We start from the raw sequence: 15,550 nt of genomic DNA, 5'->3' as shown, positions 1-15,550 counted from the left end.
AGCTCAGGCCGGCGTGTCGTTTTGGATGGCTTGCCAGCGGTCCTGCTGGGTCAGCAGCGCGCGGATGTATTCCATATTGGCTTGAACCTGCTCGGGCGGCAATTCTGCGGCATAGAGGGCGCGTGCGTCCTCGAACCGACCCTGCAGACCGAGGACGAGCGCCAGATTCTGCCGCACCTTTGAGGTTGCGCCGGGCAGGGCTGCCGCCTGACGTAAATGGGTTTCGGCCTGGATGAGCTCACCCGTCATGGCGTAGGAAAGCCCCATATTGGCATGTAGCCGTGCTTCGTTGGGTGCCAGAAGCAGCGCTTGCTTATAAGCCTGCCTCGCTTCTGCGGGCCGTCCCATCTGATCGAGAATGGCCCCACGCACAGAAAGCGCGTCCCAGTCGGGTGTTACGGGATTCATCGCATTGTCCACAACCCGCAGAGCCTGCTCGAAGCGGCCGGCCGCAGACAGCGCCTTGGCATAGGCAAGGCCCAACTCAGGATCGCCTTGATGAACCGACATGAGATTTTCGAGCACAGTGACGGCAGGCTCGACCTGGCCCGCGGCCCGAAGGGCGGCAGCATAGTGGATGCCGAGCACCTTGTTGCGTGGATCCTGGGCATAGCGCTGGGAGAGATCGGCCACGCTTGACTGGATCTGCGGTCCGGAAAGATTTGCGTAGTCGGCGTTCAACGCTCCGGATCGATTGGTGGCGCATCCAGCCAAGGCGATGGTAGCGACACCCGCCAGCAACACCAAACCAAATTTGCCCATTCCAACTCCCGGCGCCCTGCGCTCGCGCGTACCTGATCCGTTCAAGAAGTAATTCATTAACCCTAACGCCGGGTTAAACCCGTCCCACATCGATTGCGGTCCCGGAGGCCAGCGGATACAAACGGGACACATCCAGCCTCGGAGTTTTTCATGCCCAAATCCCTGCCCATCATCTGTGTTGCCGAAAACGGCGTCGACGCGGCCAGTCTCAGCGAGACGCACAAGGCCTGGGCACGGAGCAATGGTTTTGCCGGTCAATCGGGCAGGCTGCTGGCCTTGCCCGATACCGAGGGAAAAATAGAGACCTACCTTTTCGGCCTTGGCCCAAAGAGTAACCGTTCGGCGCTGGTCCTTGGCCTTGCCGCATCGGCGCTTCCGTCGGGCACATACCGGCTGGAGGGCGATTACGGCGACCCGACGCTGGCGGCCCTGGGTTTCCGGTTGGGGGCATATGGCTTCGACCGCTATACCAAGGCCAAGGATCGGCCGGTGCTGGAGCTTCCCGAGGGGGCCGACGCCGCCGAGATCGAAAACCTTGTCACCTCGGCATTCATCGCGCGCGATCTGGTCAACATTCCGGCCAATGACCTTGGCCCTGACGCGTTTGAGGCGTGGATCACCGATTTTGCAGGAACCCACAATGTTCCGACCAAGGTCGTGCGCGGCGATGACCTGCTGGCGCACAATTTTCCGATGATCCATGCGGTTGGTCGAGCCAGCGGCCAGGCGCCCCGGCTTGTAGATTTTTGCTGGGGTGATGCAGCGCATCCCAAGCTGACACTGGTGGGCAAGGGCGTCACCTTCGATACGGGCGGGCTCAATATCAAGCCCGGCAGCTCCATGGCGCTGATGAAAAAGGACATGGGCGGTGCCGCTAACGTGCTTGGGCTCGCCAACGCCATAATGACGGCCGGCCTCAAGGTACGCTTGCGTGTTCTGATCCCGGTGGTCGAAAATTCCATCGCCGGCAATGCCTTCCGGCCCGGTGACGTGCTGCCCTCTCGCAAGGGGCTGACAGTCGAGATTGGCAATACCGATGCCGAAGGGCGACTGATCCTTGCCGATGCTTTGGCACTAGCCGACGAGGAAAGCCCTGACCTCATCATCGACATGGCGACGCTGACCGGTGCGGCTCGTGTAGCGCTTGGCCCGGATTTGCCGCCTGTCTATGCCCGCGATGAGGCCTTTGCAAAAACGCTCGTCGAGCACGGCATGGCGATCGACGATCCGCTGTGGCCCATGCCGCTCTGGAACGGCTATGACAAATTGCTTGCCTCAAAGATCGCTGACGTCAATCACATATCAACCGGCGGGTTGGCGGGATCGATCACCGCTGCCCTCTTTCTCAACCGGTTCATCAAACCCGAGACCGAATGGATGCATTTCGACATTTTTGCATGGGCGCCAGAAGCGCGGCCGGGCCGTCCATATGGCGGCACCGACCAAGCCATAAGGGCGCTTTATGGTGCGCTCAAGGCTCGCTACGGTCAGTAGCCCCGGCCCCGGTCGACGACATTGCGCAATGGCTTGCCGGCCGCATGGTCGGCAATGATCTGTGAGAAATAGCGCACACCACTGTGCTCGTTCGATATCGCCGCGATATGGGGTGTGATGAAGCAGGTCTCGATCTCCCAGAGCGGACTGGTGCGGGGCAGCGGTTCTGTTTCGAAGACGTCGAGACTGGCGGCGCCCAGCGTACCATCCTTGAGCGCAGCAACGATGTCGGCTTCCTTCTGGTGCCCGCCACGGGCCGCATTGACAAGAACAGGCCCGCCCACAAGTCTGCCGCGGCGCAGTGCCTTGAAAGTTTGCATGTTCAAGATGCCGCGCGTTTCCTCGGTAAGCGGCAACAGGCAGACCAATATGTCGGTAGCTGCCAGAAAGTCCATAAACCGTGTGTCACCGGCAAACCCTTCAACGCCCTCGATCGACTTGGCAGAGCGGCTCCAGCCGTTAACGGAAAAACCGACGGCCCTGAGCTTTAGCGCGGCGTCGGTCCCCAGGACTCCCAGGCCCATGATGCCGACTGAAATTTCATGGCTGGCTGGGGGGTAGAGCTGGCTCCAGACTTTGGCTTTTTGGTGGGCCGCATAGCGTGTGAAGAGTCGCTGATGCATGGTGACCTGCGAGATCACATAGTCGCTCATGCAATGAGTGAGTTCTTCGTCGACAAACCGGATGACAGGCACTTCGGGCAGGGCGGGATGCTCGAGCAGGGCATCGACACCAGCGCCGAGGGAAAGGACCGCTTTGAGGTTATCGAGGCCCTCAAAAGCGTCGGTTGCCGGCTTCCAGACAAAGATGAATTCGATCTCGGCGGGGTCGAATGCATCGCTTCGCGTCACGACGCGATAACCGGGCATCGCCTCACGGAACCCTTTCGCCCAGCCCGCCTCATCGATGCCGGTCAAATGCAATAACAGCGCCATTGAACCCTCCCCACCTGTCTTTAAAGAAAACGGCCGCACCAGATGGCGCGGCCGCAATTACATGTTCGCGCGTATGGCAAACGATCAGTTGGCTGTCGTTTCGGGCGCATTGTCCGATCCAGCCGCGCCCTCGACCGTATCGCCCGCCGGCTGGCCTTGGCCGGAACTGGCATCTTCGCTCTGCGGTGTGGGATCGACCTGCGGTTCTTCAGCGTCGATCACCACCGGGTCGTCCCCTTCGGCGGACTCCTCGAGATTGAGCTGTTCGACTTCATCGAGCACAGGCTGGTCGGCGGGAGCGTCTTCTGTCGCATCCGAACCACCAAGATCGATAGGATCGTCCGAAATCGAATTGAGGAAGACGATCAGCGCTGCGCGATCTTCGACATTGGCAAGTCCGGGAAAGCTCATGCGTGTGCCGGGAGCGAAATCGGCCGGGCTTTCAAGGAACGCGCTGAGATTTTCCGGCGTCCAGGTTTCACCTTCGGCGCCCAGTGAGGCCAGGGCGTCTGAATAGGAGTAGCCCTCGTGATGAGCGATATCGGCCCCGACCACATTATGGATTCCCGGGCCGACGCGATTGGCGTTCGCCGGCGAATAATCGTGGCAGGCCTGGCAGCGAACTATCAATGCCTCGCCGTCCTCTGGTGTGACGGCCGCCAATGCAGCGGTCAATTCGTCTTCGACCGGCGCTTCATCACCGCCCTCGCCCTCGGCGAGTGCAGCTTCGTCTTCGGCAGGAGCCTCGGGAAGCGGGAAGGGATCGTCCGAATTTTCACGCAGGAATGCGATAAGATTGGCGCGATCTTCAGGGTTCGACAGGCCGGCAAAGCTCATCTTTGTGCCCGGCGCGTAATCGCGCGGGCTCTCAAGAAAGCCATCGAGATGTTCGTAGTCCCAGATTTCGCCATCGGCGCCCAGCGCTGCCAAGGCGTCCGAATAAGCGAATCCCTCATGGCTGGCGATCGGGTGGCCGACCACACCGTACAGGCCTGGTCCGGTGCGGTTCTCGTTTGCCGGAGAATAGTCGTGGCACGACTGGCACCGTGTGATCAGGTTCGCACCTTCTTCGGCAGAAGCGGTCTGCATGCGGGCAGCGATCGAAGGCACTTCAGGTGCCTCTTCGCCGCCGCCCTCACCTTCGGCAGCGGGCTCCGGCAGGTCGTAGCTTGCGCCGCGCCCTTCGATCGGAGCGTAAATCTCGTCAGCGATAAAGCCGACACCCATCACAAAGACCAAGGTGCCCAGGATGGCGCCAAAAATCTTGTTGAGTTCAAATGAATTCATAACCTCGGTCTCTCCGTACCGTTATCCCCGCCCGAGCGCCGGCAGCAGAACGCAAAATACGGGCCTTCGATCGGCGATCCGGGAAGCAGGGTGTTTCCACACCTGCGCCAAAGCCACGGATTCGACCGTCAAGCCCGCGCGCGGACCATATAATGGAAGCATCGGCCCACGCAACCGCCATAGGCCGGGTGCGACAATCCCGCAAGCCAAATTTTGCCATTCGTTCGTTCAATTGACACCCATTCGCCCGGAGGGTTAGGTGCGCCCGCATTCATTCTTTGGGACCACGCATATGTCACGCAAGATCGCCTTTCAGGGAGAATTGGGAGCTTTCAGTCACGCAACGGCTGTTGAACTGTTTCCCGATGATCAGCCGGTTCCCTGCGTGACGTTTGAACAGACCATCGCTGCCGTGCAGTCGGGCGATGCAGATTATGCGGTCGTGCCGGTCGAAAACTCCCTTTACGGCCGGATCACCGACATCCACCATATTCTGCCCGAAAGCGGGCTCTACATCATTGGCGAACATTACCTTCCCGTTCGTATGAACCTGCTGGGCGTGCGCGGTGCAACGCTATCGGACATTGAGGCCGTGCAATCGCTTTCGGTGGCGTTGGGGCAATGCCGGAAATTTATCGCACGACATAAGCTGCGCACCATCAACTCGGTCGATACGGCCGGATCGGCTCGCGAAGTCGCAGAAAAGGGCGATCGAACGATCGCTGCCATCGCGTCGCGCTTTGCCGCTGAGACCTATGGGCTCGATGTTATTGCTGAAAACATTGAGGACGCCGCCCACAACACCACTCGCTTTCTGATCATGGCGCGCGAGCCGATTGCCCCCAAACCGAACGGCAAAAAAATCAAGACCACCTTTGTCTTCCGCGTCCGCAACGTTCCCGCCGCCCTCTACAAGGCCATGGGGGGGTTCGCGACCAACAGCGTCAACATGACCAAGCTCGAAAGCTACATGGTTGGCGGCTCGTTTACCGCCACTCAGTTCTATGCCGATATCGAAGGGCATCCCGAAGATCACAACGTCAAGCTGGCGCTTGAAGAACTGGGGTTTTTCTCCGATCACTTCAAACTGCTTGGAATTTATCCGGTGGCCGACTCCGCGCCGTGAAAGAGTCCCACTGACCACTTGCAAACCCGTTCCCGATGCAGCACATAGGGGACGGGAGGTTGGTGGCGGACGAACCGCTCGCCAACCGGGTCAGGTCCGGAAGGAAGCAGCCCTAACGAGTACGGCACGGGTCGTCGTCAGCCTCCTGCTCTAGAGCGCCATTGGGTAATGGCGCGGCAGTTTCCCCCAGCAACGGCCCGCGATGGTGACCCCTCAGACCCCAGCAACGCCCTATCAGGTTCTGGCCCGGAAATACCGGCCATCGAGCTTTGAGAGCCTTGTGGGGCAGGACGCGATGGTCCAGACGCTGGGCAACGCCTTTGCGACCGGTCGCATCCACCACGCTTTCATCCTGACGGGTGTGCGCGGCGTGGGAAAGACCACCACTGCCAGAATTCTTGCCCGCGCCTTCAATTACGCCGATGAAACCGGTGCGCACCCGACACTCGACCTCTCCAAAGAGGGTATCCACTGCGCCGAGATCATTGCCGGTACCCATGTCGATGTCATGGAAATGGACGCGGCATCCAATACCGGCATTGATTCCATCCGCGAAATCAACGCCATGACCCGCACGCCTCCGATGAGCGCACCCTATAAGGTGTTCATCATCGACGAAGTGCACATGCTCTCGACGTCGGCCTTTAACGGGCTTTTGAAAACACTCGAAGAGCCGCCGCCTTACGTTAAGTTCATCTTCGCGACGACGGAAATCCGCAAGGTCCCGGTGACCATTCTGTCGCGCTGCATGCGGTTCGACCTGCGCCGGATTTCGCCAGACGTGATGACCGGCTATCTCTCGGGACTGCTCGAAAAGGAGTCGATCGCTGTCGAGCCCGAGGCGCTGTCGATGATCGTGCGCGCCGGAGAGGGCTCTGTGCGCGATTGTCTTTCGCTCACCGACCAGGCCATAGCCCATGGCGGTGGAGCAATCAGCGTCCAGTCTGTCCGCGACATGCTCGGACTTGCCGACCGGGCACGCATCATCGATCTGTTTGAAAAGCTGATGGGCGGCGATATCGCCGGGGCACTCGACGACACCCGAGCGCTCTATGATTCTGGCGCCGATCCAACAACGATCATCACCGATCTGGCCGAATTGACCCATCTGGTGACGCGCATCAAGATCGTACCCTCGGCGGCCGAGGATCCGGTTCTTACCCCTGATGAGCGCGGTCGCGGCGCCGAGTTGGCCCAGAAACTCGCGCTGCGTGTGCTGACACGGACCTGGCAGATTCTATCCAAGGGTCTGAACGAGATTGCTCAGTCCGGCAACGGATTGCAGACCGCCGAAATGGTGCTGATCCGCCTTGCCTATGCCGCAGACCTGCCCAGTCCTGACGAACTGATCGAAAAGCTGACGAGCCAGCCAAACGGGTCTGGTCCCGCGCCGTCCGCCCCGGCGCCCAATGGTGGCGGTGGATATCAGGCTCGAGCGGTAGCGCCTCTGGCACCGCCCAGCGCTGCCGCTCAAACGGCCCCGCGGACCGAGGCGCTTGCTGTACCGAAATCGTACGAGCAGATTGTCGCATTGGCCGCCGAAAAACGCGATATCGCGATCAAGTATGCGCTGGAATCCGACATCAAGCCGGTGTCGTTCGAAGTTGGACGCATCGAGGTGGCACTCACGCCTACCGCCAATCCTTCGGTCGTATCTACCTTGTCGGCACGGCTCAAGGAATGGACCGGGCGGCCCTGGCTGGTGACCATATCGACTAGAGAGATTGCTGCACCGACCTTGCGCGAGGCGCGGCGTGCCGCAGAAGACCATGCCCGCGACGCCGCACTGGAAGACCCGATGGTTAAAGCGGTGATGGAAACCTTTCCCGGCGCCAGGCTGGTGAACATCAAGTCGCGACCAGACCTGACCAGCGAGTTGGAAACGGCAGCGGACGATTTCGAAACTCCCGTTGATCCGGAGGAAGACGAATGAAAGATCTCATGGGCATGATGAAAAAGGCCCAGGAATTCCAGCAACGCGCCCAGGAAATTCAGGCCGAGGCGGCTGCTCACCTTGTTGAAGGCACTGCAGGGGCGGGAATGGTCACGGTGACCATGACCGCCAAGGGTGATTTGCAGGGGCTCAAGATCGATCCCTCGCTGTTCAAACCAGACGATGCCGAAATCGTCGAAGACCTGATTGTCGCTGCTCATGCTGATGCACGGCGCAAGGGCGAAGAATTCATGCAGCAGAAAATGAGCGAAATGACCGAGGGACTCCCGATCCCGCCGGGCATGAAGTTCCCCTTTTAGGGATAGTTGCAGAATGGCGAACACCTCCGGCGGGCCGGAAATCGAACAGCTCATCCAGCTTCTTTCGCGCCTGCCGGGGCTGGGCCCACGATCGGGCCGCAGGGCCGTGCTGCATCTGATCAAAAAAAAAGAGCAGTTGATGATCCCGCTCGCCGCTGCACTCGACCGCGCCGTCGATGCGGTTAAGGTTTGCCAGACCTGCGGCAATATCGATACCATTTCACCTTGCACGATCTGCGCCGATCCGCGCCGGGCCGAGACCGGTCTGCTCATAGTCGTAGAAGACGTGGCCGACCTCTGGGCCCTGGAACGCGCTGGAATCGGGATGGTGCGCTATCACGTGCTTGGTGGTGTGCTTTCGCCGCTCGACGGTGTTGGTCCGGACGATCTTTCGATCGACCAGCTGATCCGCCGGGCCCCTGACTATTCCGAGGTCGTTCTTGGGATCAATGCCACTGTCGAGGGACAGACGACGGCGCATTACATCACCGACCGCCTTGCCGGCAATGGCGTCACCATTACCCGTCTGGCCCATGGGGTGCCGGTTGGTGGCGAACTCGATTATCTCGACGAAGGCACGCTCAGTCAGGCACTCAAGGCTCGCACCCGGTTTTGAGCGCCACCGTTTACAGGTTGCTAACGGTAATGAAGGCGTGAGGGCGCACCGCAGCATAGACTACTAAAGTTTGTTTACGTATTTGCCTCATATCCTGTCCCAAAAGCCAGGGACGGGCGGATTTAATATGAGCGAAGTTCTTTCAACCCTATACCACCAGCACGATATCCGGCTGGTGATCCTGGCCGCTTTCATCTGTGCGCTCTCCTCATTTGCCGGTGTGTCAATTCTGACCCATGCCCGACGTGCAGTCAGCGTCGTGCGAGCCGTCTGGTTGGCGATTGCTGCCGTTTCCGTCGGCTTTGGCATCTGGGCCACGCACTTTATTGCCATGCTCTCTTTCGATGTCGGTTTCCCGGCCGGCTATGACGTCGGCCTGACGCTGGCATCGCTTTTGATTGCCATCGCCGTCTGCGGCGCGGGGCTGGTTGTGGCCGGCATGAGCCGCCGGCGTTCTGACCTGATTTTGGGTGGTGCCATCGTGGGACTCGGCATCTCCGCCATGCACTACACTGGTATGCGGGCGCTCGAAATCGGCGGCGAAATATCCTGGGACTCCAGTCTTGTCGCGGGCTCGGTAATTTCCGGCATGGTTCTCGGTGCGGCCGCGCTGCGCATTGGTGTGAGCCGGAGCCCACGCGCAAGAGTTTTCGGAGCGGGGCTCTTGACCCTTGCAATATGCTCGATGCATTTCACCGCGATGGGCGCGGCCGGGTTCGCCAATTGCTATGCAATCGCGACGTCAGGTGAAATCGGCCCGGGCGTGCTTTCGCTGATCGTTGGCGTGGTGTCGATACTCATCCTGCTGGCGGCGCTGGGCAGCCTCTATCTCGATCTGCGTGACAGAAGGCGGGCCGCGGCCGAGGAAAGCCGCATGCGTGGGCTGGCCGATGCCGCGGTCGAAGGGCTCGTTGTCTGTTCGGACCGCACCGTCGTTACGGTCAATGCCGCCTTCCAGCGGCTTGCCGGAAGGAAAGGCAAAGATCTATCGGGTCGCGCGATCGATGAATTTCTCGCACCGACTGGCTGCTTAGCCATATTTGAGAATGCGAACGAACTCATTGAAACCGAACTCACCGCGCTCGACGGCGAGCGGATCCCGGTCGAAGTTGTCATGCGTGAAGTCGATTTTGGCGGGAGCCTCCACCGCGCCATTGCAGTGCGTGACCTGCGGGCCCGCAAGCGGGCCGAGCACCATATCCGATTTCTCGCCCATCACGATGCCATGACCGGACTTGCCAATCGTGCAAGTTTCAACACGCGGCTCGATGATGAAATCGCCCGCGCTCGCCTCGCGGGTCAAACGCTTGCGGTGCTCTGCCTCGATCTCGACCGTTTCAAGGAAGTCAACGATCTGTTTGGTCACGCGGCTGGCGATGCGCTGCTGCAGCGCGTGGCGGGGCTGATCGAGGGCGGATTGAAGGGCAGCCAGTTTGCCGGGCGTCTGGGCGGTGACGAATTTGCCGTCATCCTTCCGGATGTAGGGTCGATCGACAATGCCTCGGCACTTGCCCAGGACATGCTCGGCATGTTCGCGCGGGCCAACCGTGAAAAAGGTGATGGGGCGGTCATTTCCGCTTCAGTTGGCATCGCGGTCTATCCCGAACACGCAGAAGACGCCGACCAGCTAATGACCTATGCCGATACGGCGCTCTATTGTGCCAAGGCCGAAGGTCGGGGGACGCATCGGCTGTTCGAGAGCCAGATGGGCGTTCAGGTGCGTGACCGGCGCCTGCTCGAGCACGATTTGCGCGGAGCCCTTGTCAGCCAGCAGCTTTCACTCGTTTATCAGCCCCAGGTCGATCTCGAAAGTGGGGAGGTCTCCGGATTCGAAGCTCTCGTTCGCTGGATCCATCCTGAGCGCGGCGCGGTTCCGCCCTCTACCTTTATTCCCATTGCCGAAGAAACCGGACTGATTCTGCAATTGGGCGAATGGGTCATGCGGACCGCCTGCATCCAGGCCGCAAGCTGGACGGCTCCGCTGATGATTGCGGTCAACGTTTCGGCTGTGCAGTTGCATGCCCCAAATTTCGTCGCGTTCATCGAAAGGCTGCTGGCCGAAACCGGTCTGGCTCCTGAACGGCTGGAAATCGAGATCACCGAAACCGCGATGATTCGGAACATGAACCGGGCGCTGGCCAATCTGCGCCAGATCAAGGCGCTGGGCGTCAAGGTCGCAATGGACGATTTCGGGACAGGATATTCTTCGCTTTCGAACCTGCGCGCCTTTCCGTTCGACCGGATCAAGGTCGATCAGTCCTTTATCCGTTCGGTACACGACAACGATCAGTCGGCCGCGATTGTGCGCGCGGTCCTCGGGTTGGGCAAAGGGTTAAACCTGCCCATCCTTGCCGAAGGCGTTGAACGGCTTGAGGAACTTGATTTTCTCAGGGGCGAGATCTGTGACGCCGCCCAGGGGTACTGGTTCTCACGACCCGAAGATATTTCGGCTTTCGAAGATGTCGTGCGCGGCTCGAGAAAAACGATCGCTCCCGACCAGACCGTTGTACCGCTCAGGCTCAGAGCATAGCTCAAATCACTCAGGCTTGTCCTCATAGCCTTCATTGTCGTCTTCGCCGGTGATGCGCGAAAGCGCCTCATCGTCATCGGGTGACTGGCTTTCGATGTGTTCGGCAGGATCAAAGCTCGTCGCTGCATCATCGGGGGCGGCCCGGTCCGCGCCTTCCAGCGCGGCGATGGCGGCGTTGACCTCGTCGCGCAGGGCATCGACATCGCTGCCGACATCGGAGGCTTCCAATCCGGCGAGATTGTCCGAAATCTCACGCAGCCGATCAACGCGTTCCTCGGCCGGGCGACTTTCGTCATAGAGATAGTCGTTGACCTCATCGAGGCTCATCGGCATCAGCGTGGCCCTGGGGTTCGCGTCGTCACCGAGGGCCTGATCGACCGGGATGACCCGACCTTCATGGGGATGTTCTGCCATCGCTCTTCTCCTTGGCATGATCGTCCAGGACAACGCGACAGGCGCACCTTGGTTGCCGATCATTCAAGAAGTGAAGGCCGCTCGTCCTCGAACTCCAGGGCTTCGATCTTTTCGCCACGCCGCGTCACCTTGCCGGTCGAAATCAGAATGTCGTCGATATCCTGATTGGCCTGCCGGAAATGGGTCTGGAGCTTGTTGACCCGGTCGTTGAGGCGTCCGACGTCCCCCAGAAGCGCCACGACCTCCTTCTGGATGATATGGGCCTGTTCACGCATCCGTACGTCGCGCAGCAGCGCCTGAATCACCTGGATGGACAGCATCAGGAGCGAGGGCGACACGATCACCACCCGGGCCCTTGCGGCTTTCTGCACCACGTCCTCGAACCGTTCGTGCAGATCGGCAAAGATCGATTCCGAGGGCACGAACATGAAGGCGGTATCCTGGGTTTCTCCCGCGATCAGGTATTTCTCCGAAATCGCCTTGATGTGCGTTGTGCAATCGTTGCGAAATCCGGTCATGGCGGCGCGCACCGCCTCGGGGGTCTCCGCATCGGTGATCCGCTGCCAGCCTTCGAGGGGAAATTTGGCATCGATCACCAGCGAGGGCGCATCGTTTGGCATGTGGATCAGGGCATCGGGCCTCGAATTGTTGGAAAGCGTGACCTGAAATTCATAGGAATTGGGCGCCAGCCCATCGGCAATGATCGCCTCCATACGTCCCTGACCGAAAGCGCCGCGCTGCTGCTTGTTGGACAGGATCGATTGCAGTGAAACGATTTCACCCGAGAGCTGCGTGATATTTGTCTGCGCCCTGTCGATCACGGCAAGCCGTTCGTTGAGCTTGGTCAGTGTTTCATCGGTCTTGGTGCGGGTCTCGGTCATCGACTGGTTGACCCGATGCGAACTGGCGTCGATCCGCTCAGTGAGAACGCGGGCAAGATCGGATGTCCGGTTGCCGAAAATTTCGCTCATGGTCTGCATGCGGCCGGTCATTTCGGACTGAATGCGCATCATATCGGCCATATGCCGTTCCATTTCACCATTGCGGGCGGCATCGATCGCTGCCTGTTCCTCGCGCTGCCGCGCAGCGCGGGTCTGCCCGATCAGGACGATAATGAGCCCGAGCACCGCGATCGCCAGCCCGCCGGCAAGCGCTTCAAGGACGGTAATGGGCGTTCCGCCGATGTCAAAGAGCACTGTTTCCATAATGTTCTTGTTATCTGATTCGCTGCTTCCCATATCCGCTTTGCTTGACCGGTGTGGTGCACCTGCATTAACCAGTGCGTCACACACCAATTCCGAGATATTTGAATGGCTGTACGCGAAATCCTCATCCTGCCCGATCCTCTGCTGCGCAAGGTGGCCGAGCCCGTCGAGGCGTTCGATGAAGACCTTAAAAAAACCGTCGATGACATGTTCGAAACCATGTACGACGCGCCCGGCATCGGGCTGGCCGGTCCCCAGATCGGCTATATGAAGCGTGTCGTGGTGATCGACCTGGCCGACGAGGAAAATCCGGACTCCGGCAAGATCGCCATGGTCAATCCCGAAATCGTCGGCCTGAGCGAAGAGACCGAGGTGTCCGAGGAGGGCTGCCTTTCGATCCCCGAGATGTATTACGAGGTGGAACGGCCCGCCGAGGTCACCGTCAAATATTTCACGCCCGAAGGCAAGGAAGTGACCCGCCATGCCACCGGCCGTCTGGCGGTCTGCATGCAGCATGAGATCGACCATCTCGATGGCGTGCTCTATATCGACTATCTTTCGCGCCTCAAGCGTGACCGCGTGAACAAGAAGTTCCAGAAAAAGGCCCGGCTCGCCAGCTGATCTGCGCGCCTTCAACTCGTCTCGAAATCGAAGGGCAATCGAATGCGCGTCGTCTTCATGGGCACACCCGATTTCGCCGTGCCCACGCTGACCGAGATCGTCATGCGCGGCCATGAGGTGATCGCGTGTTACACGCGCGCACCAAAGCCGGCCGGTCGTGGTCAGTCCGAGCGCAAATCGCCGGTGCATCTGGCGGCCGAAGAGTTCGGCATTCCGGTGTTTACGCCCAAAAATTTCCGCGATCCGGCCGATGTCGCCACTTTTGTGGCGTTGGGCGCGGACGTGGCGGTGGTCGTGGCTTACGGCCTGTTGCTCCCTCCCGCGGTACTCGAAGCGTCGGAAAAAGGGTGCCTCAATCTGCACGGTTCGCTTTTGCCGCGCTGGCGCGGTGCCGCGCCCATCCAGCGCGCCATCATGGCCGGGGACGAGCGCACAGCAGTATCGGTGATGAAGATGGAAGAGGGGCTCGATACCGGCCCGGTGAGCCTCCTCGATTTCATCTCCATCGGCCCGGACATGACGGCGGGCGAACTGCACGACGAAATGATGCGCACCGGCGCGGACCTGATGGGGCGGGCGCTGTCGGCGCTTGACCGTGACGCTCTCGAATTTACCGCTCAGCCCGATGATGGCGTTACCTACGCCAGAAAGATCGAGAAGGCCGAGACGCGGATCGATTTTTCGCGGCCGGCACAGGAGGTTCACAACCATGTCCGGGGCCTTTCGCCGTTCCCAGGTGCGTGGTTCGAGATCGAGCTTGGTGGCAAGCCGGTTCGCGTCAAGGCATTGCGCTCGAGCCTGGCCGATGGGCAGGGCAATCCCGGCACTGTGCTCGACGGGCTGACGATTGCCTGCGGGGAGGGCGCCGTGCGGTTCAAGCAGGTGCAACGTGAAGGCAAGGGGGCCATGGACGCCGAGGCCTTTCTGCGCGGCGCGGGCGACCTGACCGGCCGCTCGGTGGGCTGATGCCCCGCTACAAGCTGACCATCGAATATGACGGAACGCCATTCGTGGGCTGGCAACGCCAGGCCGATGCGCTTTCGGTGCAGGAGGCGATCGAGACGGCCATCGAGGCTTTTTCCGGCGAAGCAGTGCGCACCCAGACAGCGGGGCGCACCGACGCGGGCGTTCATGCCAAAGCTCAGGTGGCCCATTTCGATCTCGAACGCGATTGGGACCCGTTTCGCGTGTCTGAAGCACTCAATTATCACCTCAAGCCCCATCCCATCGCCATTTTGGACTGCCAATTGGTTAGCGAGGATTTCGAGGCCCGCTTTTCGGCCAAAGCGCGCCATTATCGCTATCTGATCCTCAACCGCCGTGCCCGCCCGGCCCTGGAAATCCACAAGGTCTGGCATGTTGCGGTGCCGCTCGATGCGGCGGCCATGCATGCGGCGGCGCAGACCATCCTGGGCCGGCATGACTTTACCACCTTCCGCTCAGCCCAGTGCCAGGCCAATTCGCCCCTGCGCACGCTCGACAGGCTGGACGTAAGGCGCGAGGGCGATCTGATCATCATCGAGGCTTCGGCGCGCGCTTTCCTGCATCATCAGGTGCGCTCGATGACCGGGTCGCTCAAGCTGGTCGGCGAAGGACGCTGGCCGGTGGCGGGGCTCAGGGCTGCGCTCGATGCACAGGACAGGTCGCGGTGCGGGGCCATGGCTCCATCCTCCGGGCTCTATCTGATGGCGATCGATTATTAGCCCAGGGGAAGCTGGGCGAGGATAAATATCGCAAGGATCAGGGCAAAGACCTGCGCGGCCAGCACCATCACGATTTCTCCGCCACCCAGCGCCGCGACGAGGCGCAGAATGTTGACCTCGGCGACGAATGTGGCGATGGCGATGGCCACCCACAGCGTGAGGATGATCGCGACGAGCGTTTCGCCCGCCGTGGGGCCAAGCATCAGCGCGCCAACGAAGGCAAGGCAAAAGGTTGCTGCGACGAGCCCTCCGACCGCGATGGCGTTGACCCAGTTGCTGGCAACCATGACCGGCCGGAAGGCATGCAGCGCATTAAGGCGCGGCAGGACAACCCGCAGCGCGACGAAGCGGGCAGCGACAAGGGTGCCGATGATGAAGAGTTGGCCGGTGGGTGACATGGTTTGCCGGACGGCGGCGCCCATTCCCGTAATGGCCGTAAAGACGACAAAGGCCACAATCAGGGCAATGAAGCTGCCGGCCAGCCCGCGCTGGGAAAAATCGAACCGGCAAGTGGCGTCACGACGCCCAAGCACCAGGCGCAACATGCCGCCGACGGCCCGGCCCGCCTCTTCAAGCAGCGTCGATCCGCGCTCTGCCACGCCCG

Annotated in this window: 15 protein-coding genes and 1 other RNA gene; 10 read left to right on the top strand and 6 right to left on the bottom strand. The window is 60.6% G+C overall.

The window, feature by feature from the left end; all coding sequences use genetic code 11:
* Positions 1-3 precede the first annotated feature (3 nt).
* Positions 4-762: a tetratricopeptide repeat protein gene (locus V6617_RS16315; protein ID WP_338607976.1), complete on the bottom strand. Its 759-nt coding sequence runs from the start codon at positions 760-762 to the stop codon at positions 4-6.
* A gap of 150 nt (positions 763-912) precedes the next feature.
* Between V6617_RS16315 and V6617_RS16310 the strand changes: the two genes are divergently transcribed.
* Positions 913-2,256: a leucyl aminopeptidase family protein gene (locus V6617_RS16310; RefSeq protein WP_338607975.1), complete on the top strand. Its 1,344-nt coding sequence runs from the start codon at positions 913-915 to the stop codon at positions 2,254-2,256.
* Here V6617_RS16310 and V6617_RS16305 read toward each other — a convergent pair.
* Together V6617_RS16305 and V6617_RS16300 are read right to left on the bottom strand one after the other, a co-directional pair.
* A complete protein-coding gene (locus tag V6617_RS16305) occupies positions 2,250-3,191 on the bottom strand; it encodes a glyoxylate/hydroxypyruvate reductase A (RefSeq protein WP_338607974.1) in 942 nt (313 codons plus the stop codon). The genes V6617_RS16310 and V6617_RS16305 overlap by 7 nt on opposite strands.
* 84 nt (positions 3,192-3,275) lie before the next feature.
* Entirely contained in the window at positions 3,276-4,478 is a 1,203-nt protein-coding gene (locus V6617_RS16300; protein ID WP_338607973.1) for a cytochrome c family protein, read from the bottom strand.
* Between the two features lie 292 nt (positions 4,479-4,770).
* Here V6617_RS16300 and V6617_RS16295 point away from each other — a divergent pair, with 292 nt between their 5' ends.
* The 6 genes from V6617_RS16295 to V6617_RS16270 all read left to right on the top strand — a co-directional run bounded on the left by V6617_RS16295 (position 4,771) and on the right by V6617_RS16270 (position 11,003).
* Complete coding sequence (locus V6617_RS16295) at positions 4,771-5,604, top strand: prephenate dehydratase (RefSeq protein ID WP_338607972.1); 834 nt, start codon at positions 4,771-4,773, stop codon at positions 5,602-5,604.
* Between the two features lie 54 nt (positions 5,605-5,658).
* An RNA gene (gene ffs / locus V6617_RS16290) (signal recognition particle sRNA small type) lies at positions 5,659-5,753 on the top strand.
* A 53-nt stretch (positions 5,754-5,806) separates the two neighbouring features.
* A complete protein-coding gene (locus V6617_RS16285) occupies positions 5,807-7,537 on the top strand; it encodes a DNA polymerase III subunit gamma/tau (protein ID WP_338607971.1) in 1,731 nt (576 codons plus the stop codon).
* Positions 7,534-7,857, top strand: coding sequence for a YbaB/EbfC family nucleoid-associated protein (locus V6617_RS16280; protein WP_338607970.1), 324 nt, complete (start codon positions 7,534-7,536; stop codon positions 7,855-7,857). Before V6617_RS16285 ends, V6617_RS16280 begins: the two co-directional genes overlap by 4 nt.
* A gap of 13 nt (positions 7,858-7,870) precedes the next feature.
* The gene (recR, locus tag V6617_RS16275; protein WP_338607969.1) at positions 7,871-8,473 is read left to right on the top strand and encodes a recombination mediator RecR; all 603 of its coding nucleotides are present in this window, start codon (positions 7,871-7,873) and stop codon (positions 8,471-8,473) included.
* Between the two features lie 127 nt (positions 8,474-8,600).
* Positions 8,601-11,003, top strand: a complete 2,403-nt coding sequence (locus V6617_RS16270) for a bifunctional diguanylate cyclase/phosphodiesterase (RefSeq protein ID WP_338607968.1) — start codon at positions 8,601-8,603, stop codon at positions 11,001-11,003.
* A 6-nt stretch (positions 11,004-11,009) separates the two neighbouring features.
* Here V6617_RS16270 and V6617_RS16265 read toward each other — a convergent pair whose 3' ends face one another.
* Together V6617_RS16265 and V6617_RS16260 are read right to left on the bottom strand one after the other, a co-directional pair.
* The gene (locus V6617_RS16265; RefSeq protein WP_338607967.1) at positions 11,010-11,417 is read right to left on the bottom strand and encodes a hypothetical protein; all 408 of its coding nucleotides are present in this window, start codon (positions 11,415-11,417) and stop codon (positions 11,010-11,012) included.
* Positions 11,418-11,476: 59 nt separating this feature from the next.
* The gene (locus V6617_RS16260; protein ID WP_338607966.1) at positions 11,477-12,622 is read right to left on the bottom strand and encodes a DNA recombination protein RmuC; all 1,146 of its coding nucleotides are present in this window, start codon (positions 12,620-12,622) and stop codon (positions 11,477-11,479) included.
* Positions 12,623-12,727: 105 nt separating this feature from the next.
* Between V6617_RS16260 and def the strand changes: the two genes are divergently transcribed.
* From def to truA, 3 genes are read left to right on the top strand one after another with little or no spacing between them, the layout of a single operon-like run.
* The gene (gene def, locus V6617_RS16255) at positions 12,728-13,243 is read left to right on the top strand and encodes a peptide deformylase (protein ID WP_338607965.1); all 516 of its coding nucleotides are present in this window, start codon (positions 12,728-12,730) and stop codon (positions 13,241-13,243) included.
* A 42-nt stretch (positions 13,244-13,285) separates the two neighbouring features.
* Entirely contained in the window at positions 13,286-14,209 is a 924-nt protein-coding gene (gene fmt / locus V6617_RS16250) for a methionyl-tRNA formyltransferase (RefSeq protein ID WP_338607964.1), read from the top strand.
* Positions 14,209-14,946 (top strand): tRNA pseudouridine(38-40) synthase TruA, encoded by a 738-nt coding sequence (gene truA / locus V6617_RS16245; RefSeq protein ID WP_338607963.1) that lies wholly within the window; start codon positions 14,209-14,211, stop codon positions 14,944-14,946. Before fmt ends, truA begins: the two co-directional genes overlap by 1 nt.
* Here the strand turns inward: truA and V6617_RS16240 are convergent.
* Positions 14,943-15,545 (bottom strand): hypothetical protein, encoded by a 603-nt coding sequence (locus tag V6617_RS16240; protein ID WP_338607962.1) that lies wholly within the window; start codon positions 15,543-15,545, stop codon positions 14,943-14,945. The genes truA and V6617_RS16240 overlap by 4 nt on opposite strands.
* Between the last annotated feature and the right edge of the window lie 5 nt (positions 15,546-15,550).

This window comes from Pelagibacterium nitratireducens, assembly GCF_037044555.1.
Taxonomy (GTDB): Bacteria; Pseudomonadota; Alphaproteobacteria; order Rhizobiales; family Devosiaceae; genus Pelagibacterium; species Pelagibacterium nitratireducens.
Note: the sequence above shows the minus strand (reverse complement) of the source record. Positions and strands in the feature narration are given on the sequence as shown.